The 17,591-nt window shown below is 40.8% G+C and carries 14 protein-coding genes; 5 read left to right on the top strand and 9 right to left on the bottom strand.

What is annotated here, in order from left to right; all coding sequences use genetic code 11:
• Window positions 1-1,227 precede the first annotated feature (1,227 nt).
• Entirely contained in the window at window positions 1,228-2,460 is a 1,233-nt protein-coding gene (gene tyrS / locus E0H79_RS13315; protein WP_165492544.1) for a tyrosine--tRNA ligase, read from the bottom strand.
• 63 nt (window positions 2,461-2,523) lie between these two features.
• Between tyrS and E0H79_RS13310 the strand changes: the two genes are divergently transcribed.
• A complete protein-coding gene (locus E0H79_RS13310) occupies window positions 2,524-3,651 on the top strand; it encodes an anhydro-N-acetylmuramic acid kinase (protein ID WP_004969740.1) in 1,128 nt (375 codons plus the stop codon).
• A gap of 131 nt (window positions 3,652-3,782) precedes the next feature.
• On the opposite strand, the gene erpA is transcribed toward E0H79_RS13310, so the two are convergent.
• The 3 genes from erpA to E0H79_RS13295 all read right to left on the bottom strand — a co-directional run bounded on the left by erpA (window position 3,783) and on the right by E0H79_RS13295 (window position 6,457).
• Window positions 3,783-4,118 carry an iron-sulfur cluster insertion protein ErpA gene (gene erpA, locus E0H79_RS13305; protein ID WP_004969742.1) on the bottom strand — a complete coding sequence of 112 codons (336 nt, stop codon included), beginning with the start codon at window positions 4,116-4,118 and terminating at the stop codon, window positions 3,783-3,785.
• Between the two features lie 133 nt (window positions 4,119-4,251).
• Complete coding sequence (locus E0H79_RS13300; protein WP_131261901.1) at window positions 4,252-5,259, bottom strand: putative solute-binding protein; 1,008 nt, start codon at window positions 5,257-5,259, stop codon at window positions 4,252-4,254.
• A gap of 181 nt (window positions 5,260-5,440) precedes the next feature.
• Window positions 5,441-6,457 carry a putative solute-binding protein gene (locus tag E0H79_RS13295; RefSeq protein ID WP_131261900.1) on the bottom strand — a complete coding sequence of 339 codons (1,017 nt, stop codon included), beginning with the start codon at window positions 6,455-6,457 and terminating at the stop codon, window positions 5,441-5,443.
• Between the two features lie 387 nt (window positions 6,458-6,844).
• Between E0H79_RS13295 and E0H79_RS13290 the strand changes: the two genes are divergently transcribed.
• The gene (locus E0H79_RS13290) at window positions 6,845-8,785 is read left to right on the top strand and encodes an ATP-binding cassette domain-containing protein (RefSeq protein WP_104852778.1); all 1,941 of its coding nucleotides are present in this window, start codon (window positions 6,845-6,847) and stop codon (window positions 8,783-8,785) included.
• A 455-nt stretch (window positions 8,786-9,240) separates the two neighbouring features.
• On the opposite strand, the gene E0H79_RS13285 is transcribed toward E0H79_RS13290, so the two are convergent.
• The 5 genes from E0H79_RS13285 to dnaA all read right to left on the bottom strand — a co-directional run bounded on the left by E0H79_RS13285 (window position 9,241) and on the right by dnaA (window position 16,031).
• On the bottom strand, window positions 9,241-9,603 hold the full coding sequence (locus tag E0H79_RS13285) for a hypothetical protein (protein ID WP_004969754.1): 363 nt from the start codon (window positions 9,601-9,603) through the stop codon (window positions 9,241-9,243).
• A 161-nt stretch (window positions 9,604-9,764) separates the two neighbouring features.
• Window positions 9,765-12,233 (bottom strand): DNA topoisomerase (ATP-hydrolyzing) subunit B, encoded by a 2,469-nt coding sequence (gyrB, locus tag E0H79_RS13280; RefSeq protein ID WP_004969755.1) that lies wholly within the window; start codon window positions 12,231-12,233, stop codon window positions 9,765-9,767.
• A gap of 44 nt (window positions 12,234-12,277) precedes the next feature.
• Window positions 12,278-13,360 (bottom strand): DNA replication/repair protein RecF, encoded by a 1,083-nt coding sequence (gene recF, locus E0H79_RS13275; RefSeq protein ID WP_004969757.1) that lies wholly within the window; start codon window positions 13,358-13,360, stop codon window positions 12,278-12,280.
• Between the two features lie 37 nt (window positions 13,361-13,397).
• Complete coding sequence (gene dnaN / locus E0H79_RS13270; RefSeq protein WP_004969759.1) at window positions 13,398-14,546, bottom strand: DNA polymerase III subunit beta; 1,149 nt, start codon at window positions 14,544-14,546, stop codon at window positions 13,398-13,400.
• A 108-nt stretch (window positions 14,547-14,654) separates the two neighbouring features.
• Entirely contained in the window at window positions 14,655-16,031 is a 1,377-nt protein-coding gene (gene dnaA, locus E0H79_RS13265; protein ID WP_004969761.1) for a chromosomal replication initiator protein DnaA, read from the bottom strand.
• A gap of 666 nt (window positions 16,032-16,697) precedes the next feature.
• On the opposite strand from dnaA, the gene rpmH reads away from it, so the two are divergent.
• From rpmH to yidD, 3 genes are read left to right on the top strand one after another with little or no spacing between them, the layout of a single operon-like run.
• The gene (rpmH, locus tag E0H79_RS13260) at window positions 16,698-16,832 is read left to right on the top strand and encodes a 50S ribosomal protein L34 (protein WP_000831329.1); all 135 of its coding nucleotides are present in this window, start codon (window positions 16,698-16,700) and stop codon (window positions 16,830-16,832) included.
• A 31-nt stretch (window positions 16,833-16,863) separates the two neighbouring features.
• A complete protein-coding gene (gene rnpA, locus E0H79_RS13255) occupies window positions 16,864-17,256 on the top strand; it encodes a ribonuclease P protein component (RefSeq protein WP_004969764.1) in 393 nt (130 codons plus the stop codon).
• Window positions 17,257-17,265: 9 nt separating this feature from the next.
• Window positions 17,266-17,586 carry a membrane protein insertion efficiency factor YidD gene (yidD, locus tag E0H79_RS13250; protein WP_004969767.1) on the top strand — a complete coding sequence of 107 codons (321 nt, stop codon included), beginning with the start codon at window positions 17,266-17,268 and terminating at the stop codon, window positions 17,584-17,586.
• The last annotated feature ends 5 nt before the right edge of the window (window positions 17,587-17,591 follow it).

Genomic DNA, 17,591 nt, shown 5'->3' with positions numbered 1-17,591 from the left:
AAACTCTTCAGTTAAAATCATTTTGAAGTTTTAATCTAAACTTCCAAATCTGGCTCATCAATTTTCTGACTTAAATTTCGCTCAAATAAACTTCGAGTAATTTAAACCAATCAATCAATGATAATATTTCGATCAATCAATCAGTAAAAATCCACACAAGTTGTTCTTCATAATCTCTTAATGATCTCAATTTCTGCCTCGTCAGCAGAAATTTTAACGCAAAACACTTCTAACAACTTAACCCTGTAAGCTAAGTTCGTAGGCTGTTTCGCGTCGGGATGAGTGCATTCTAGGGGATTTCAAAATCTTTGCAAGCCCAAAATTAGAATATTTTTCACGTATGTATTTTTTTTCTACAAAAATGCTTGGTTTTTTAATTTTTTAGCTATTTTTTCATCAAATTTAAATAAAAACTCCCATCTACAAAGTAAACAGGACTTTTTCATCCATACTTTTATGGACTCAAATCGGTCCAGTTTTGCAGGCTGTAATCAACGATTGCCAATGTATATGATTCTTTTTGTCTTGCGACATCTAAAAAATTTTACATCTCAGTTAAAAGTGCTTTTTGCATTATCCCAAATCACATTCGTAAAGACGACGTAGATCTCACATAGATTTCATAACAGTGTGGAGGTCTTGTGTCCGTTGATTAAAAGTTGGTGTTCAGCATTTACATTATTGATTTCAAGTCGAATGAGTCTACTCCTCTATTCGGCAAGTTTAGATCGCGCCATCCACATGCACTACTTACAAGATGTTTTACCATATATAAGTAGCTTTGAAATTTGAATTAGATCTTAAAGTTTTAAGAATATTTTTATAAAACAAAGAGAAGTAATCTTACATTTTACCTTTAGATATAAAATACAACAAAACTAGAGGCAAAAAAAAGAAAGAGATCTCTCCCAAAATCTCTCCCTCGGAGTTGAATCTATATGCGATCCATATATCGTTATTATAGTTATACGAAAAAAAGAGCCCCTTGGGAAGGGACTTGTAAATTGTGGAGCTATAGTTATAAGTACCCTCTAGATCTGTTTTGTACACTGTGTCTAGATGGGTAAATCTTATACATAACTGAGCAAAAATGCAAGCTGCTTGGAAAAATTTAAGTGTTGTTTTTATAAGGTTTTTTTTGAATTTACTTATTCATATAATTAATATACCAAACAGAAAATAAAAGCAGACCGAAGCCTGCTTTTATTTCAATCACTTAGAATAGACCTAGTCCGTAAATGTGACTTTGGCAATGGCTTTTTTGCCCGCCTGAATAATGTGTGTTGCATTTTCTTTGACCGAGAAACCTGCGTCGACCACATCCCAATCCACTTTTACTGCGCCACGTGCCACAGCATCTTTGGCTTGTGCAGCATTTTTAGTTAAACCTGCAGCACGTACAATAGAAGCAATAAATAATTCACCACCAAATTCAGCACGTGAAATTGTTACTTCTGGCGTACCTTCAGGTAATTCACCTTCGGTAATAATATTACCCGCACCTTTATGGGCATTGGCTGCGGCTTCGCTGCCGTGGAAACGCTCAACCAATTCGAGTGCCAAAATCTTTTTGATTTCTTGCGGATTACGACCTTCTGCCATTTCTTTAAGCAAAATTTCAATTTCATCCATCGACTTGAAGCTGAGTAACTCAAAATAGCGCTCAATCAGACTATCAGGCATCGACAAGACTTTTTGATACATCGCACCCGGTGCATCAAATACGCCAATATAGTTGCCTAAAGATTTAGACATTTTATTCACGCCATCTAAGCCTTCAAGAATTGGCACAGTAATACAAACTTGCGCTTCTTGATCATAACGACCTTGCAAGGTACGTCCCATCAACAAGTTAAAGGTCTGGTCTGTACCGCCCAATTCTACATCGGCTTGTAATGCCACTGAGTCATAACCTTGTACCAACGGATACAAAAATTCGTGAATCGCAATCGGTTGCTGGTTGTTATAACGCTTGGTGAAGTCATCACGTTCCAACATACGCGCTACGGTTTGCTGCGATGCCAACTGAATTAAATCTGCTGCAGTTTTTGTTGCAAACCATTCTGAGTTAAACACCACTTTGGTTTTATTTGGATCAAGAATTTTAAAAACTTGTTCCTGATACGTTTTGGCATTTTCCAAGACTTTTTCACGTGACAACGGCGGACGTGTAGCACTTTTACCTGTTGGGTCACCAATCATGGCAGTGTAATCGCCAATCAAGAAAAATACTTCGTGACCTAAGTCTTGGAATACTTTTAATTTATTGATTAATACCGTATGCCCCAAGTGTAAATCAGGTGCAGTCGGGTCAAACCCCGCCTTAATTTTTAAAGGACGATTCTCTTTTAATTTCTTTAGAAGATCTTCTTCAGAAATAATTTCATGCGTGCCTCGTTGAATGAGAGCAAGTTGTTCTTCAGCTGGCAGGAAATTTGACATCACGAAATCCAAACACATCAGTTATTCAATTTGTGCGATATACTAACACTTTTTCAGCATATTGCAGGCTATAGAATAACCATGACAGCGATCTATATTGGGGTAATGACGGGCACAAGTATGGATGGTGTCGATCTTGTTGCTGCTTCTTTTGATCCACTGCAACTCCACGCGACCCTGACTTTGCCGTTTGATCCCGATTTACGTGACGAACTCATGGCACTGACTTTGCCAGGTGACAATGAAATTGACCGCATGGGCAAGGCAGATGTAGCTTTAGCCACCATGATTGGACATGGTATTAATAGCCTGATTGAAAAAAATAAACTGGATAAATCTCAAATTAAAGCAATTGGTTCGCATGGCCAGACCATTCGTCATCGTCCTGAACATGCTTTTACTTTACAAATTGGTGATCCGAACATCATCACCGAAATTACTCAAATTCCTGTGATTTCAGATTTTCGTCGTCGTGACATGGCTGCAGGTGGACAAGGTGCACCGTTAGTGCCCGCTTTCCATCAAAATTTATTCCAACATCCGAGTATTCATCGGGTGATTTTAAATTTAGGTGGCATTGCCAATGTCAGTTTGTTACCTGCAGGACAGCCCGAAGCAGTGTCGGGTTTTGATACAGGGCCTGCCAATATTTTAATGGATGCTTGGTGTGAGCGTTACACAGGACAACCTTATGATGAAAATGGCAATTGGGCTGCGTATGGACATCCGATTCGCAGCTTGTTAGATCGTTTACAAGCCCATGCTTTTTTCTCTAAAGAACCACCCAAAAGTACAGGGCGCGAAGACTTTAACTTGGAATGGCTAGATGAACAGGTTGCCGATTGGCGCAATGATGTGGAATATGACGAGCTGGAAGATAATCCTGAAAATATTCAAGCGACTTTATTAAAGCTCACCACCCGCGCGATTAAAAAAGCCATTTATCGTTCAGGCATGGATACAGGTGAAGTCTATGTCTGTGGCGGTGGTGCCTATAATTCTTATTTGCTAGAGCAATTGCGCTGGCGTTTGCGCAAACATCAATGGACTGTACAAAGTACAGCCGATTTAGGGCTAAACCCAACATGGGTCGAAGCCACCGCCTTTGCTTGGTTGGCAATGCGTTTTTGTCAGCAATTAAGTGGCAATTTACCTGCGGTCACAGGGGCTAAAGGTGATCGCATTTTAGGTACCATGACTTTGGTTTAAGGATGCACTTTTAAACCAGATCAGTAGCAACAAAAAAGCCTTTCCTCTTCTATATAGGAAAGGCTTTGATCATTTTGAGTGCATCAATCTACTTTTTCAGATGCTGATACTCAAAAATATTTAAATCATACTTAGATTGAGAATGAAGAACCACAACCACAAGTCGTGGTTGCATTCGGGTTTTGTACCACAAAACGCGAACCTTCCAAGCCTTCAATATAGTCCACTACCGAGCCAACTAAATATTGATAGCTGAGTGAATCGACCAGCATTTTTACATCGCCATTCACAAATTCTGCATCATCTTCATTTTGGCTTTCCGCAAAGTTAAAGCCATAAGAAAATCCTGAACAACCGCCACCTGTCACATATACACGTAGCATTAAGTCTTGATTACCTTCACTGTCACGCAATTGGCGAACTTTTTTAGCAGCGTTGTCGGTGAGCTCAAGTGCTTGGGCATTCATGATGGATTTTCCTCAGGTACAATTCAGATGTCTTTTCTGCAAAAAGACCACTTATCAAGTATAGCATACTCAATATTGGGACGGTGATGCAGAATTAAAGTGAATTCTGAGTAATTACCTCAAGATTCTCCAATTATTTGTAATTTTCGTCCTGCAAGCCACATTCAAAATTGGTTGGCGCTTCTTTACAGCGGAATTGCCACAATAATTTCATCATGCGTTTGTCATAAACACCACGTTTAGTTAAATCAATCCGCGATTCACGCATCATTTTTTGATAACCCGGTTGATCTGCTGCAGGCACTTGCATCCAATATTTTGCAGGAATATCGGCTTTCATTTTGCCTAAAATACCAAAGGCACGTGGTAACTGCCCTTTCACCCATTCACGTGATTTTTGCCCAAAACCTGCAGGGAATTTATCTGGGCGGATAATGATATTGCCCGTGACCTGTAAAATTGGATAATTCACAATCGCGCCTTTAGTGCCTAAGCCTTTATGTAGTTCCAAAGGACGGAATACTGCAGCAGGCGCACCAATAATATCGACCTGACCATTGTTAAATTTACTGCCAAAATTGGTGACATCGGCACTTACTGCTTGCGCACCAATTTGCTGTACCATAATTTTTTGCGCTTGGTCATAATCTAAAACAGCAATTTTTTTCCCCGCGGCTTTGGCGACACTATTAATACTGCGGTCATTCACCATCAAAAAGGCATCACCCACAGGAATGACACCTGCGACTTCATACTGACCATTGCGCATATATTTGGCAAAAGCAGGACTCGCCAAACCTTGCATGACTTTAACTGCCAGTTTTAAATCTGGAATCGCACCAATTGCATCTAATGAGCCTGTAAAATGGTTAAATTGACGACCACGCATGCCCGTCACACTAATACCATCACATTTTCCTGCTTTAAAATCTTCTGCAATCACGCCTTCGTTTTGACCTACGCGTAACTCAATTTCTGCGCCCCAGTTTTTGGCCGCCAATTGATAGTCTTGCATTAAGTTATAGACATCACCGTTTTTACCGACCAAGTCGAATACACAGACCACTTGCTTAGCCTGCACTGCACTGGCGGCTAAAGACAAGCCTGCGCCAAATAATAAAGCTTGCGTCCATTGTTTCATTTCTAGTTCCTTCCATTTTTTGTTTTTCTGCGCACAGTTGATCCAAACCTTCAATTTAGTATCACTGTTCTTTTATCAAGCTCAGATTAGCGAATTTTGATTTTTTGGCTGATATGGCTCAATTGACGAATCTTTCATTATAAAAAACCTAGAGATCTAGGCTTTTTTATTAAAAATCAATCTATTCGCCACCAAGTGAACATTCAAAATTGGTTTTTTCGACAGAACAACGAGCGCGTTTTAACACACTCATCATGGCAGGGTCATAAATGCCGCGTTTGGTCATATCCATACGTCCATCACGCAGCATTTTTTGATATTTGGTTTTATCTTCTGCGCTCAAGTTCATTTTATATTTGGCTGGAATCTCACCTTCCAAACGATTAATCATACTCATCGCTTTAGGCAGATTTTTTACAAACCAATCTCGTGATTTTTGCCCAAAGCCCGCAGGGAATTGTTCAGGACGAATCACAAAGTCTGCGGTCACTTGTAATACAGGGAAATTAAACACTGCCCCGTTATTGCCTAAACCTTTGTAGATTTCTAAAGGTTTGTACGCATAGGCAGGCGCACCGACCATATCGACCTGACCATTGTTAAACTTCGCCACAAAGTTAGATACATCAGAAATGACGGCTTGCGCGCCTACACGCTGCACCATAATTTTTTGTGCATCGTCATAGCCCAATACCGCAAACTTTTTCCCTGCTGCTTTTTCAATCGAGCTGATGTTCTTGTCGCGCACAAAAATAAAGGCCGAACCTAAAGGTGAAATACCCGCAACTTCATATTTCTTGCCACCTAAATTGGTAACCATTTTCGCTGCATTACGTTGATCTAAAGCAAAGCTGATGGCACGTTGTGCAATCGCATTACTTGGCGCACCACCTAAAGCATCAATCGAGCCTGCAAATTTATTGTATTGGCGAGCACGCATGGCGGTCATAAATACCCCATCACATTTGCCTGCTTTAAAATCATTGTCTGCGACAGCTTCATCCTGACGTGGAATTAAATTGACTTCTGCACCCCAGCCTTTTGCTGCTAGCGCCCACTCTTGTGCCATCTGAAAAGATTCACCTGACTTACCCAGTAAGTCAAAGACACATACATCTACTTTTGCTGCTTGCGCCTGAGCACTGAAACCGATCGCTGCGAATGCTGTCAATGTTGCGCTGACCCATATTTTTTTCATTGTTTCGATCCTTCTACAGATTTTTTTATTTTTGAGTGTCCGTACACGAAACAAATATTAAGCAAGTTCAAATTAAAAAAATAGAGCATTTACTCGAATTTCATCTGTCAATTCTGCCAAAACCTTATACTGCCTTATTTAAGCGATCATTTTTATTTCATAATTCACTTATATTTTATAGATTTAGATCAAAATAAAGATCATTTCCAACATGCACGTATTTTGTGCTTGTTTACAAAGTCATAAAAAAAGCCTGTTGTTAGATCATAATTTTTAAACATCACAAGAGAGATTTTTCGCAAATCACAAATAAAACTGGGCTTATTTTTGTTTTCTGGTGGGCTTCCATTAGAATATGCCCAACTTTTGTTGTGACCAGTAAACACCATGATTCAACTTGACCAAGTTTCTTTACGCCGCGGTGGACGTGTTTTATTTCAAAAAGCGTCTATGCAAATCCATCCAGGCTGGAAAGTCGGTCTTACAGGTGTCAATGGTGCAGGAAAATCCAGTTTATTTGCTGCGCTTTTAGGTAGTTTAACCCCAGACGAAGGTACGTTGAGCCGTCCGCAAGGCTGGACTGTGGCGCACATGGCACAGGAAGTTAAAGCATTGGATTTGCCTGCGATTGATTTTGTGCTGTCGGGTGATGAAGAATACTGGAACATTCAACAACAACTGCAACATCCTGAACAATTAAATAATGACCAACTTGCACATTTGCATGGTCGTTTTGATGAAATTCATGGCTATACCGCACCCGCCAAAGCCGCACAACTGATGGCAGGTTTAGGTTTTATGGAACATCAAAACAGCTTGGCGGTCAGTAGTTTTTCTGGTGGATGGCGCATGCGTTTAAATTTGGCGCGTACCTTAATGAGTCGCTCCGAATTATTATTACTGGACGAACCAACCAACCACTTAGACTTAGATGCAATTTTATGGTTAGAAGACTGGCTTAAAGCCTATGCGGGAACTTTGGTGCTGATTTCCCATGACCGTGATTTTTTAGATGCCATTACCGATCATATTTTACATATTGAAAATAGTGAACTGACTTTATATACAGGCAATTATTCAACCTTTGAAACCACACGCAGTGAACGCTTGGCACAACATCAACAAGCGTATGAAAAACAATTAGAAACCCGTGCACATTTACAAAAATATATTGATCGTTTTAAAGCCAAAGCCACCAAAGCACGGCAGGCACAAAGCCGTATCAAGCAATTGGAACGCATGCAATTGCTTGCCCCTGCGCATGTAGATACACCATTTACCTTTAGTTTCCGTGAACCGACCAAAATGAGCTCACCCTTACTGACCTTGGAACAAGTCAGCATTGGTTATGCAGACAAAGTGATTGCCAGCAAAATTAACCTACAAATTACCCCGACCAGTCGTATTGGTTTATTGGGGATGAACGGCGCAGGTAAATCGACCTTAATTAAATCCTTAGTGGGTGAATTGGCGTTATTGGCAGGTACTCGCAAAGCCTCAGAATTACTCAATATTGGCTATTTTGCACAGCATCAAATGGATGCTTTGGATGATAGCGCCAGCCCGATGCTACAACTGGCACGCATTGCCGATAAAAAAATCAGCGAAGCCACTTTACGCGCCTTTTTAGGCAGTTTTGGTTTTAGTGGCGAACGTATGGACACGCCTTGTGAAAGTTTTTCAGGAGGTGAACGTGCACGTTTGGCTTTGGCTTTAATTGTCTGGCAACGTCCTAACGTACTGATTCTGGACGAACCGACCAACCATTTAGACTTAGATATGCGACATGCCTTAACCATGGCATTACAGGATTATGAAGGTGCAGTGGTATTGGTGTCACACGAACGTCAATTAATTGCCAGTGTCTGCGATGACTTACTCTTGGTTCATGCAGGACAATGCACAGAATTTGAAGGCGATTTACAAGATTATGCCCAATGGTTACGCCAAGCTCGTGCAGACATGCTTAAGCAAGGTACATCCAACACAGCTCCATCCAATCCAAGTCCAGTGGTTGAGAACAAGACTAACCTAGTCAAAGTAGATAAAGAAGCTCAACGCAAACTGGCAGCACAACGCCGTGAACAAACTCGCCCTATTCGTAAAAATATTGAAAAATACGAAGCGCAAATTGAAAAAATTCAACCGCGTCTGACTGAAATTGAAACCGAACTGGCAGATCCTGCCCTTTACGATGCCAACCGTAAAGATGATTTGCTCAAACTCATGAATGAGCAAAATGATCTGAAAACCAAATTGGCGCAGGCAGAAGAACAAATGCTTGAATTGATGATGGAATTGGAAGAACTCGAAAGTAGCTTTGAATAGCCATACCGATGAGATTTTAACGCTATGCTAAATAGGGTTAAATCTCATCATATTTCGTAGAATATGCATTGTGTATGTTCCATACTTATAAGACACATTCGTAATAGTTTTAATCTTTAGTTTATCTTCACAATAACTACGCAAAGAAATTTAAGTCACTCTCTGCGTTTGTTTATTTTTACTTATCAATCTTGCACCACAGCATAGTTGTATGACACCCCCACCCTGAATAAAAGTAAGACAACATAGCTACCAAGCAAGAAGTTTTGAATTTAAAACTCAGTGTGATTTTTAAATTCAAAATCTACAATTTAAATTTAAAAGCAAAAACTTAGTTATCCACAACTCAAACTAACTGTTATTTTAAATTCAAAACTCTAATTAAAGCCAAATCAATCCATTCTTTCATGGTTATTTTGAGTCATTGAATCTCAGTGATTCACAGAAAATCGCTGCTACTCGGCAGTAATTTTTGCTTTGCTAATACATAATTCTTGTATTTTCCAGCCCTGAATATAGCGCCAGATTTCTTGAATATACCCTTGATCATCCGCCAAACCAATTTGAATCCGACAGTTAACCTGCTCACGATCAAACTCATATTCTTCTAATTCAACATTCGGTTTGATCGGTTTCCAGACACCATTATTCACTGCATGCTGAATGTTGGCATAACGTGTTTCACGATTTTCCACACGTGATTCTGCCGTATAAACGACTTTAAAATCTTCATCTTCATAGTGTGCTAACAGCTCCACATTGCCAGTAAAAAAAGCATTCACCCATGCATCACGTGCTTGTTCTAATTGATTATCCATCTTAATGATTCTCCTATATTTTTGGCTTAATGTAGCTCAGCATGACAGAACAATAAGTCAGTTTTATAAAAGTTATTTGGATGAATCACGACAACAACAAAAGCCAAACATAAAAAAGCACTCCGTAGAGTGCTTATGGTTATGCGGATGATTTGGACGAATTAAGCGTCAATATCTGCATTTAAGGCATTTTCTTCAATAAAGGCACGACGTGGTTCTACATCATCGCCCATTAAGCAAGAGAACATGCGGTCTGCTTCAATGGCATCATCAATGGTGACTTGCAACATATTGCGGTTTTCTGGGTCCATCGTGGTTTCCCAAAGTTGTTCCGCATTCATCTCACCCAAACCTTTATAGCGCTGAATCATCATGCCGCGACGCGAGTCCTGCAAAATGTGTTGCCACACTTGATGGAAATTGTTGACCGTAATTTTACGTTCGCCTTTTTCCAAATACGCACCTTCTTCAAGCAGCGTAAACCAGCTTTTTGAATTTTTCAGCAAACGTGCATATTCAGCTGAACCCAGCAAACCTGTGTCTAGCAAATAGGTATGTGGCAAGTTGTGCACATATACCGTGATTCGTGGCCAATACGTTGCAGATTTTTGACCATCCGCATCTTCTTTTTCAAACTGTTCGATGCTTAATTCAGGACGCAAACTTGGTTGTAATCGTTCAATGCTTTGACGTAATTGCTCGCCCCATTGTTGTACATACGCCTGATCTGCTGCTTGATCAATTTTAAAGGCATCTAATTCTAATAAACCATCCAACAGACTTGCAGGATAACGCAGCGTTAAACGGCTCAAACTCTTTTGTGAAGTTTGATAATCAGCAATGACTTTGGCTAAAGCCTCACCACGAATTGCAGGTGCATCAGCACTCACATGCAGCTCCAATTCATCAATCGCATTAGAAATTAAATAGGTTTCTAAAGCATCGTTATCTTTGATGTATTGTTCCTGCTTGCCTTTTTTCAGCTTATACAATGGTGGCTGTGCGATATAAATATGACCACGCTCAACCAATTCTGGCATTTGACGGAAGAAGAAGGTCAATAGCAAGGTACGAATGTGTGAACCATCTACGTCAGCATCGGTCATGATGATGATTTTGTGATAACGCAGTTTGTCTGGGTTATATTCTTCACGACCAATACCACAGCCCAAAGCGGTAATTAAAGTACCTACTTCTGCCGATGAAATCATCTTGTCAAAACGGGCACGTTCCACGTTCAGGATTTTACCTTTCAGTGGCAAAATTGCCTGCATTTTACGGTTACGACCTTGTTTAGCCGAACCACCTGCAGAGTCACCCTCGACTAGATATAATTCAGATAATGCAGGGTCTTTTTCCTGACAGTCAGCCAATTTACCAGGCAAACCTGCAATATCCAAAGCACTCTTGCGGCGCGTCATTTCACGGGCTTTACGCGCCGCATCACGGGCACGCGCTGCATCAATAATTTTACCCGCAATGGATTTTGCCGCTTGTGGATTTTCCAATAAATATTCAGAGAAAGATTTATTCATGGCCTGCTCAACAGCAGGTTTCACTTCACTCGATACCAATTTTTCTTTGGTCTGTGATGAGAATTTTGGATCTGGCACTTTGACCGACACAATCGCGGTTAAACCTTCACGTGCATCATCACCCGACACCACGACTTTTTCTTTTTTCAGGATATTTTCGCTTTCCATGTAGTTGTTTAACCCACGGGTTAGCGCAGCACGGAAGCCTGCCAAATGCGTTCCACCGTCTTTTTGTGGAATGTTATTGGTAAAGCAACGTACGTTTTCCTGATAGGAATCATTCCACTGCAAAGCAACTTCTACGGTAATTCCGTTTTCAGCCTGTGTCGTGAAATGGAAAATTTCATTCAGATGGGTTTTGCCTGCATTGATATATTTCACAAATTCAGACAAACCACCTTCATAGTCAAAAATATGTTCTAAATTGACACGTTCATCACGCAATACAATACGCACGCCCGCGTTTAAGAAAGACAATTCACGCAATCGGCGTGCCAAAATATCCACATTAAAAATGGTTTGGCTAAAGGTTTCAGCACTTGGCCAAAAACGCACAGTCGTACCTGATTGCTCAGTGTCGCCCACTACTTTTAAAGGATATTGTGGATCACCATGGCGGTATTCCTGTTGGTGAATTTGACCCGCGCGTTTAATCGTTAATTCAAGTTTACTCGATAAAGCATTGACCACCGACACACCAACGCCGTGCAAACCGCCCGACACTTTATAACTGTTGTCATCAAACTTACCACCTGCGTGCAGAATGGTCAGAATGACCTCTGCTGCAGAGACACCTTCTTCAGGGTGAATATCGGTTGGGATACCACGACCATTGTCAGATACGCTGACAGATTCATCTTCATGGATAGTCACCAAAATTTCATCACAATGACCCGCCAAAGCTTCATCAATAGCGTTATCGACTACCTCGAACACCATGTGATGCAAACCTGTACCATCATCTGTATCACCGATATACATGCCTGGGCGTTTACGAACAGCATCTAGGCCACGCAATACTTTGATACTAGAGGAATCATAAGCCTTTTCATTGGTTTGTTCTGTAGTAGAGACAGATTGATCTTCTGAACTCATGGTTTCTCCCTAGTGAAAAATAGGTCTATCCAAAGATAAAAAAATTATTGCTCAACAGCCTGCACCGTTCCGTGATCGACCTGAAATAAGCGATAAGGAATCGACAACGCTTGTAAGTGTTGTTGCACGGATTGATGATCTAAAGTGGTAATAAAAACTTGACTACCCAATTGGCTTAATCGTTCAATTAAACGTTGTTGTGCGCTTAAATCTAATTCTGCTGTCAGATCATCTAATAATACCACAGTTTCCTTATTAGACGCATGCAGCATTGCAATCTGTGACAGTTTTAATGCCATAATCAATAGCTTTTTCTGCCCACGTGACAGCACCACATCGGCATCACCCATTGGGGTTTTTAAGCGTAAATCGGCGCGGTGTGGCCCATATTCGGTATAGCGACGTTCCACATCTTTTTGATGATAATTGCACAGATCATTCAACAAGCCTGTTTCGGTATGAAAGCCTGCGCTGTATTCCAGACTAATGTGTAAATCAGGCAATAAATACTGTAAATCTTGTGCAAAAAATTGCTGCCATTGTTCCACCGTTCCCAAACGCTGCCGATGCAAAATCTCACCATAATCACTGAGCATTTTGTTCCACGGTTCCAAGTCCGACAGACTTAAATGTCGCTGTGATTTAAGCAAACTATTACGTTGTTTTAAGGCACGTGAATAATATTGCCAAGCGTGATAAAACTCTGGTTCCACGTGGAACATCAACCAGTCCAACAGTTGCCGTCGTGGTTTTGCACCATGGTCAATAATATCGGTACTGAGTGGATCAATATGTTGTAAAGGCAGAATTTTAGCCAATTGCCCTTGGGTCGCAACAGGGTCGCCATTGACCTTAATCAACTGCTCACCCGATGCCATTTTTTGCATGCCAATTTTTTCAGTCAATGACTGAGCAAATACAATCGCATCTTGGCTACTGTTCTGAATGTAATTTTTAGGAATATGGGTGCGAAAAGAACGCCCTGTCGCCAATAAATGAATCGCTTCTAAAATCGAGGTTTTACCCGAACCATTTTGCCCATAAAAGACGTTAAACGGCTGCAACTCATGAAGTGCAACCGCTTTTAAGTTCCGAACACGCTCGATATGTAAACGCGTAATATGCATGATTCAGCTAGATTTAATCTTGAAATAAACCGCTCACTTAAACACGCATTGGCATCACAACATAGGTTTGATCTTGATGTGCTGGATCTTGTACCAATACCGATTGATTGGCTTCGGTCATGGTCATCGATACATCATCGCCATCCAATGCCCCTAATACGTCCAATAAATACTGTGCGTTAAATGACATTTCTAACGGTGAATCGGCATATTGAATCGCTAAATCTTCAATTGCTTCATCTTGTTCTGGGTTATTGGCACGTAATTGCAAGGTGTCCGCACTAAAATTCAGGAATACGCCACGCAATTTTTCATTACTTAAAATCGCCACACGCTGTAAAGATTGTTTAAATACATCATGCGCGATCAGCACGTTTTTATCACCACCACGTGGAATCACACGGCGATAATCTGGGAACTTACCATCAATTAATTTAGTGGTAAAACGCACGGTAATTTCTGCTTGTTCTTTGTCACGGCTTGGGGTGCGAATGGTCACATTCAGCAATTCACGCCCAATTAAAAGTGCCAGTTGTTCATCTTCAATGCTCAGCAAACGCTGCAATTCAGCCACAGCTTTACGCGGCACAATGGCTTGAATTAATTGAGTAGCTGTCGAAGATGCCGCTGTTTCACACAAGGCCAAACGGTGACCATCTGTGGTCACAGCACGCAATTGGTTTTCATCAATTTCTAACAAAGTACCCGTTAAATAAAAGCGTACATCCTGCACTGCCATCGCAAACGCAGTTTTTTCAAACAAACGCTTCAGCTCACGCTCAGTAACCGTCACTTGCGTACCTTGAGCATTTTCTGTAGCCAATAATGGATAATCTTCCGCAGGCAAAGTACCTAATACAAAGCGGCTATTGCCCGATTTTAAAATACAGCGCTGATCTTCAGTGATTTGCAAATCAATCAAAGCTGCGCTTGGTAAAGATTTACAAATATCCATCAGTTTACGTGCAGGCACTGTAGTTTCCCCTGCCTGTAAACATGCCCCTTCAGTCAGATTCGTACTGGCAACCAATTCCACTTCCAAGTCCGAACCAGTAATGGTTAAGGCTTGCTCAGTCACCTGAACTTTGACATTGGATAAAATATTTAAGGTATGGCGACGTTCAACCGCTCCTACGACATGTGACAGAACATTCAGTAAGCTTTCTTTCGCGATTTTTAAACGCACGGTACATTCCTCTAACAACTGAAGATTGGAGTATAAAATAGGTTTTTTAGCAGTGTACTATGCGGCAAAAGCTGCCGCATGGCAAGAACAGAATTTGAGCAAATTCGGTCAACTTTGCAACAATCGTTGCAGGTTTTTATAGTCTTCGTTAAAGATTGGATCTTCTTCGCGCAGGCTTTGTACTTTTTCGCAGGCATGCATTACGGTACTGTGATCTCGCCCACCAAATGCCATACCAATTTCAGGGAAACTGTCACCTGTAAGCTCACGTGCCAAGCCCATTGCCAACTGACGTGGACGCGCATAAATACGGGTACGTTTTGGCCCCACCAATTCTTTGAGTGGAATGCGGAAATATTCACTCACCACCCGCTGAATATTTTCGGTACTGATGGTACGTGCGCGAATTGCCAAGACATCTTTTAAAGATTCACGTACCACATCTAGATCGATTGGGGTGCCTTTAAAACGGGAAATTGCCACCACTTTATTGAGTGCACCTTCAAGTTCACGCACATTGGCCACCACTTGCTGGGCAATAAATAAAGCACAGTTACGTGGTAAATCTACGGCGCTGCTTTCAGCTTTCTTTAATAAAATTTCAATTCGGGTTTCAATATCTGGCGGTTCTACCCCGACTGATAAGCCCCAAGAAAAACGTGACACCAAACGTGCATCCAATTCGGTTAATTCTTTTGGATAACGGTCTGAAGTCAAAATAATCTGTTTAGATTCATCCAATAAAGCGTTAAAGGTATAGAAAAACTCCACCAAACTGGCTTCTTTACCTGCCAATAAGTGAATGTCATCCACCAATAACAAATCTAAAGAGCGGCAGTTTTTCTTAAATTCTTCAACCTTACCCTGCTGCAAAGAGCTGACAAAATCCTGCACAAAACTTTCTGCAGTCATGTACATCACCCGTGCATTCGGTTTGGCTTGCAACAAAGCATTGCCCACCGCTTGCATCAAGTGAGTTTTACCCAAACCTGTTGGGCCATACAAAAATAATGGGTTGTGCTGTGAAGCCCCCAATTGGGTCAATACCTTGCGACAGGTTTCCGCAGCCATTTGGTTAGAACGACCTTCCACAAATAAGGAAAAGGTAAATAACGGATTGAGTTGGCGTTTACGGCTTTTTGCAGAACTTTCTTCTTTTTCACGTTTAGGCTTGGCCACAGGCGCAGGGCTAGATTCCAGCGCAGCAGTAGTGGTAGCAGGTTGTTCACTGGCCGATAAAATTGCACCTGGACGCGAATCGACTAAAATTTCGACCTTACGCACGCGTCCCTCAGACAACTGCTCTGCCAAAATAGTAATCAATTCCAGATGATGTTCTTGAATGTAACGCGTCCAATAAGGATTAGGCGCATAAAGTTTTAATGTATCTTCAACTTCTTCTGCCACCAATGGGCGAATCCACATTGTAAAGACATTTCCAGAGAGCTCTTGTCGCAAGCGATTTAAGCAGTCCGTCCAAAGCATGTGAAACCCCTATCCAATCCATTTTTAAATTTAAAACTTCTCTCGACCGCCTGAGCGGGTCGCCATTCTAACCAAGTTATCCACATCTGTCATGACAAAATCAGCAAAATTGCTCAAAAAAGGAATCATTAAACCTGAATTTAAATTTGAAACGTGGTGTGGATAAGTTTATCCGCAAGGTGTGGATAAAATATAGCACAAAGTTATCCACATAGTATTAAAATTATAGAAACACAGATATCCACAATTCAAAATTTTGTTTTATAAAAGAAAAATTGGGTTTTCAACAGAAAAATGCGTCCCTAATAGTAATAAATTTAAATTTATAAATTTGAATTTATTTATAAGAAACGTTGCAACTGTGGATAATTCAATCTGAGTTTAAATTTAAATTTAAATTCAAAACCGAAAATTTTAAAATTAAACAGAATAAGCTTGTGGATAATTATGTGAATAATACTGTTAATAACTTATTAGTCAAGCATAAACAATTACTTATCTTGTGTATACTTTAATTTGTATGATCAACCAGTCAATTGAGCGAAAACTTGTTAAAAAGAAAAATTTAGGCTTATTTTGCAAGAAACCGTGTTTTTCATTGACAGCTCAAGCAATGAGCACTAAAATCGCGGACCTTTATAGAAAGATCATTTTTGGAGTTTCGATATGAAACGTACATTTCAACCATCTGAATTAAAGCGTAAGCGCGTTCATGGTTTCCGTGCTCGTATGGCTACTAAAGCTGGTCGTCAAGTATTGGCTCGCCGTCGTGCAAAAGGTCGTCACAGCTTAACTGTTTAATACAGTCACGCTGAACCGACTCTTGGGTGTTATGACAACACTTTATGGCTTCAGCACAGAGTTGAGATTACGCTGTGCTGCCGATTATAAAGGTGTGTTTGATGGTGCGCTTTTTAAAGTGCATCAACCCCATTTCTTATTTCTTGCAAAACATTCCGAACTGCCGAATAGCCGTTTGGGTCTTGTCGTTGCAAAAAAGAAAGTGCGTCGTGCACACGAACGAAATCGAGTAAAACGACTTGCTCGCGAAAGTTTTCGCTTACACCAACAGCAATTAAATGACTTAGATATTGTGGTAATGCCCAAAGTTGGGGTAGATACGGTATCTAATGCGGAATTGCATCAGCAATTACAATTTGCTTGGCAGAAGTTACAACGTCTCGCCAAAAAGCATTCAAAAATAGCTCCCTCCCCACAAAAGTAGAGATGGCCAATGGTACTTTTACTGCATTGGTTGATACGTTTCTATCAGATCGCGATTAGTCCTTTATTGGGACCACGCTGTCGCTATATTCCAACATGTTCTCAATATTCTTTGGAAGCAGTCCATACGCATGGTGCTGTACGTGGTGTGTGGCTGGCTACAAAACGTATTTGTCGTTGTCATCCGTGGGGTGGTTCGGGCTATGATCCGGTGCCGCCAAAAGTCATTCGTTTTATTTCATTTCAGCAAATAGATTCTCAAACGCATCACATTACTGTACCCTTTCGTGATCGTTTATTGAACCAAAATCACTCTAACCACTTGGGGTAATAGAT

Source organism: Acinetobacter sp. ANC 5045, assembly GCF_004331005.1.
Classification (GTDB): Bacteria; Pseudomonadota; Gammaproteobacteria; order Pseudomonadales; family Moraxellaceae; genus Acinetobacter; species Acinetobacter towneri.
This window is presented reverse-complemented; position numbering and strand designations above follow the sequence as displayed.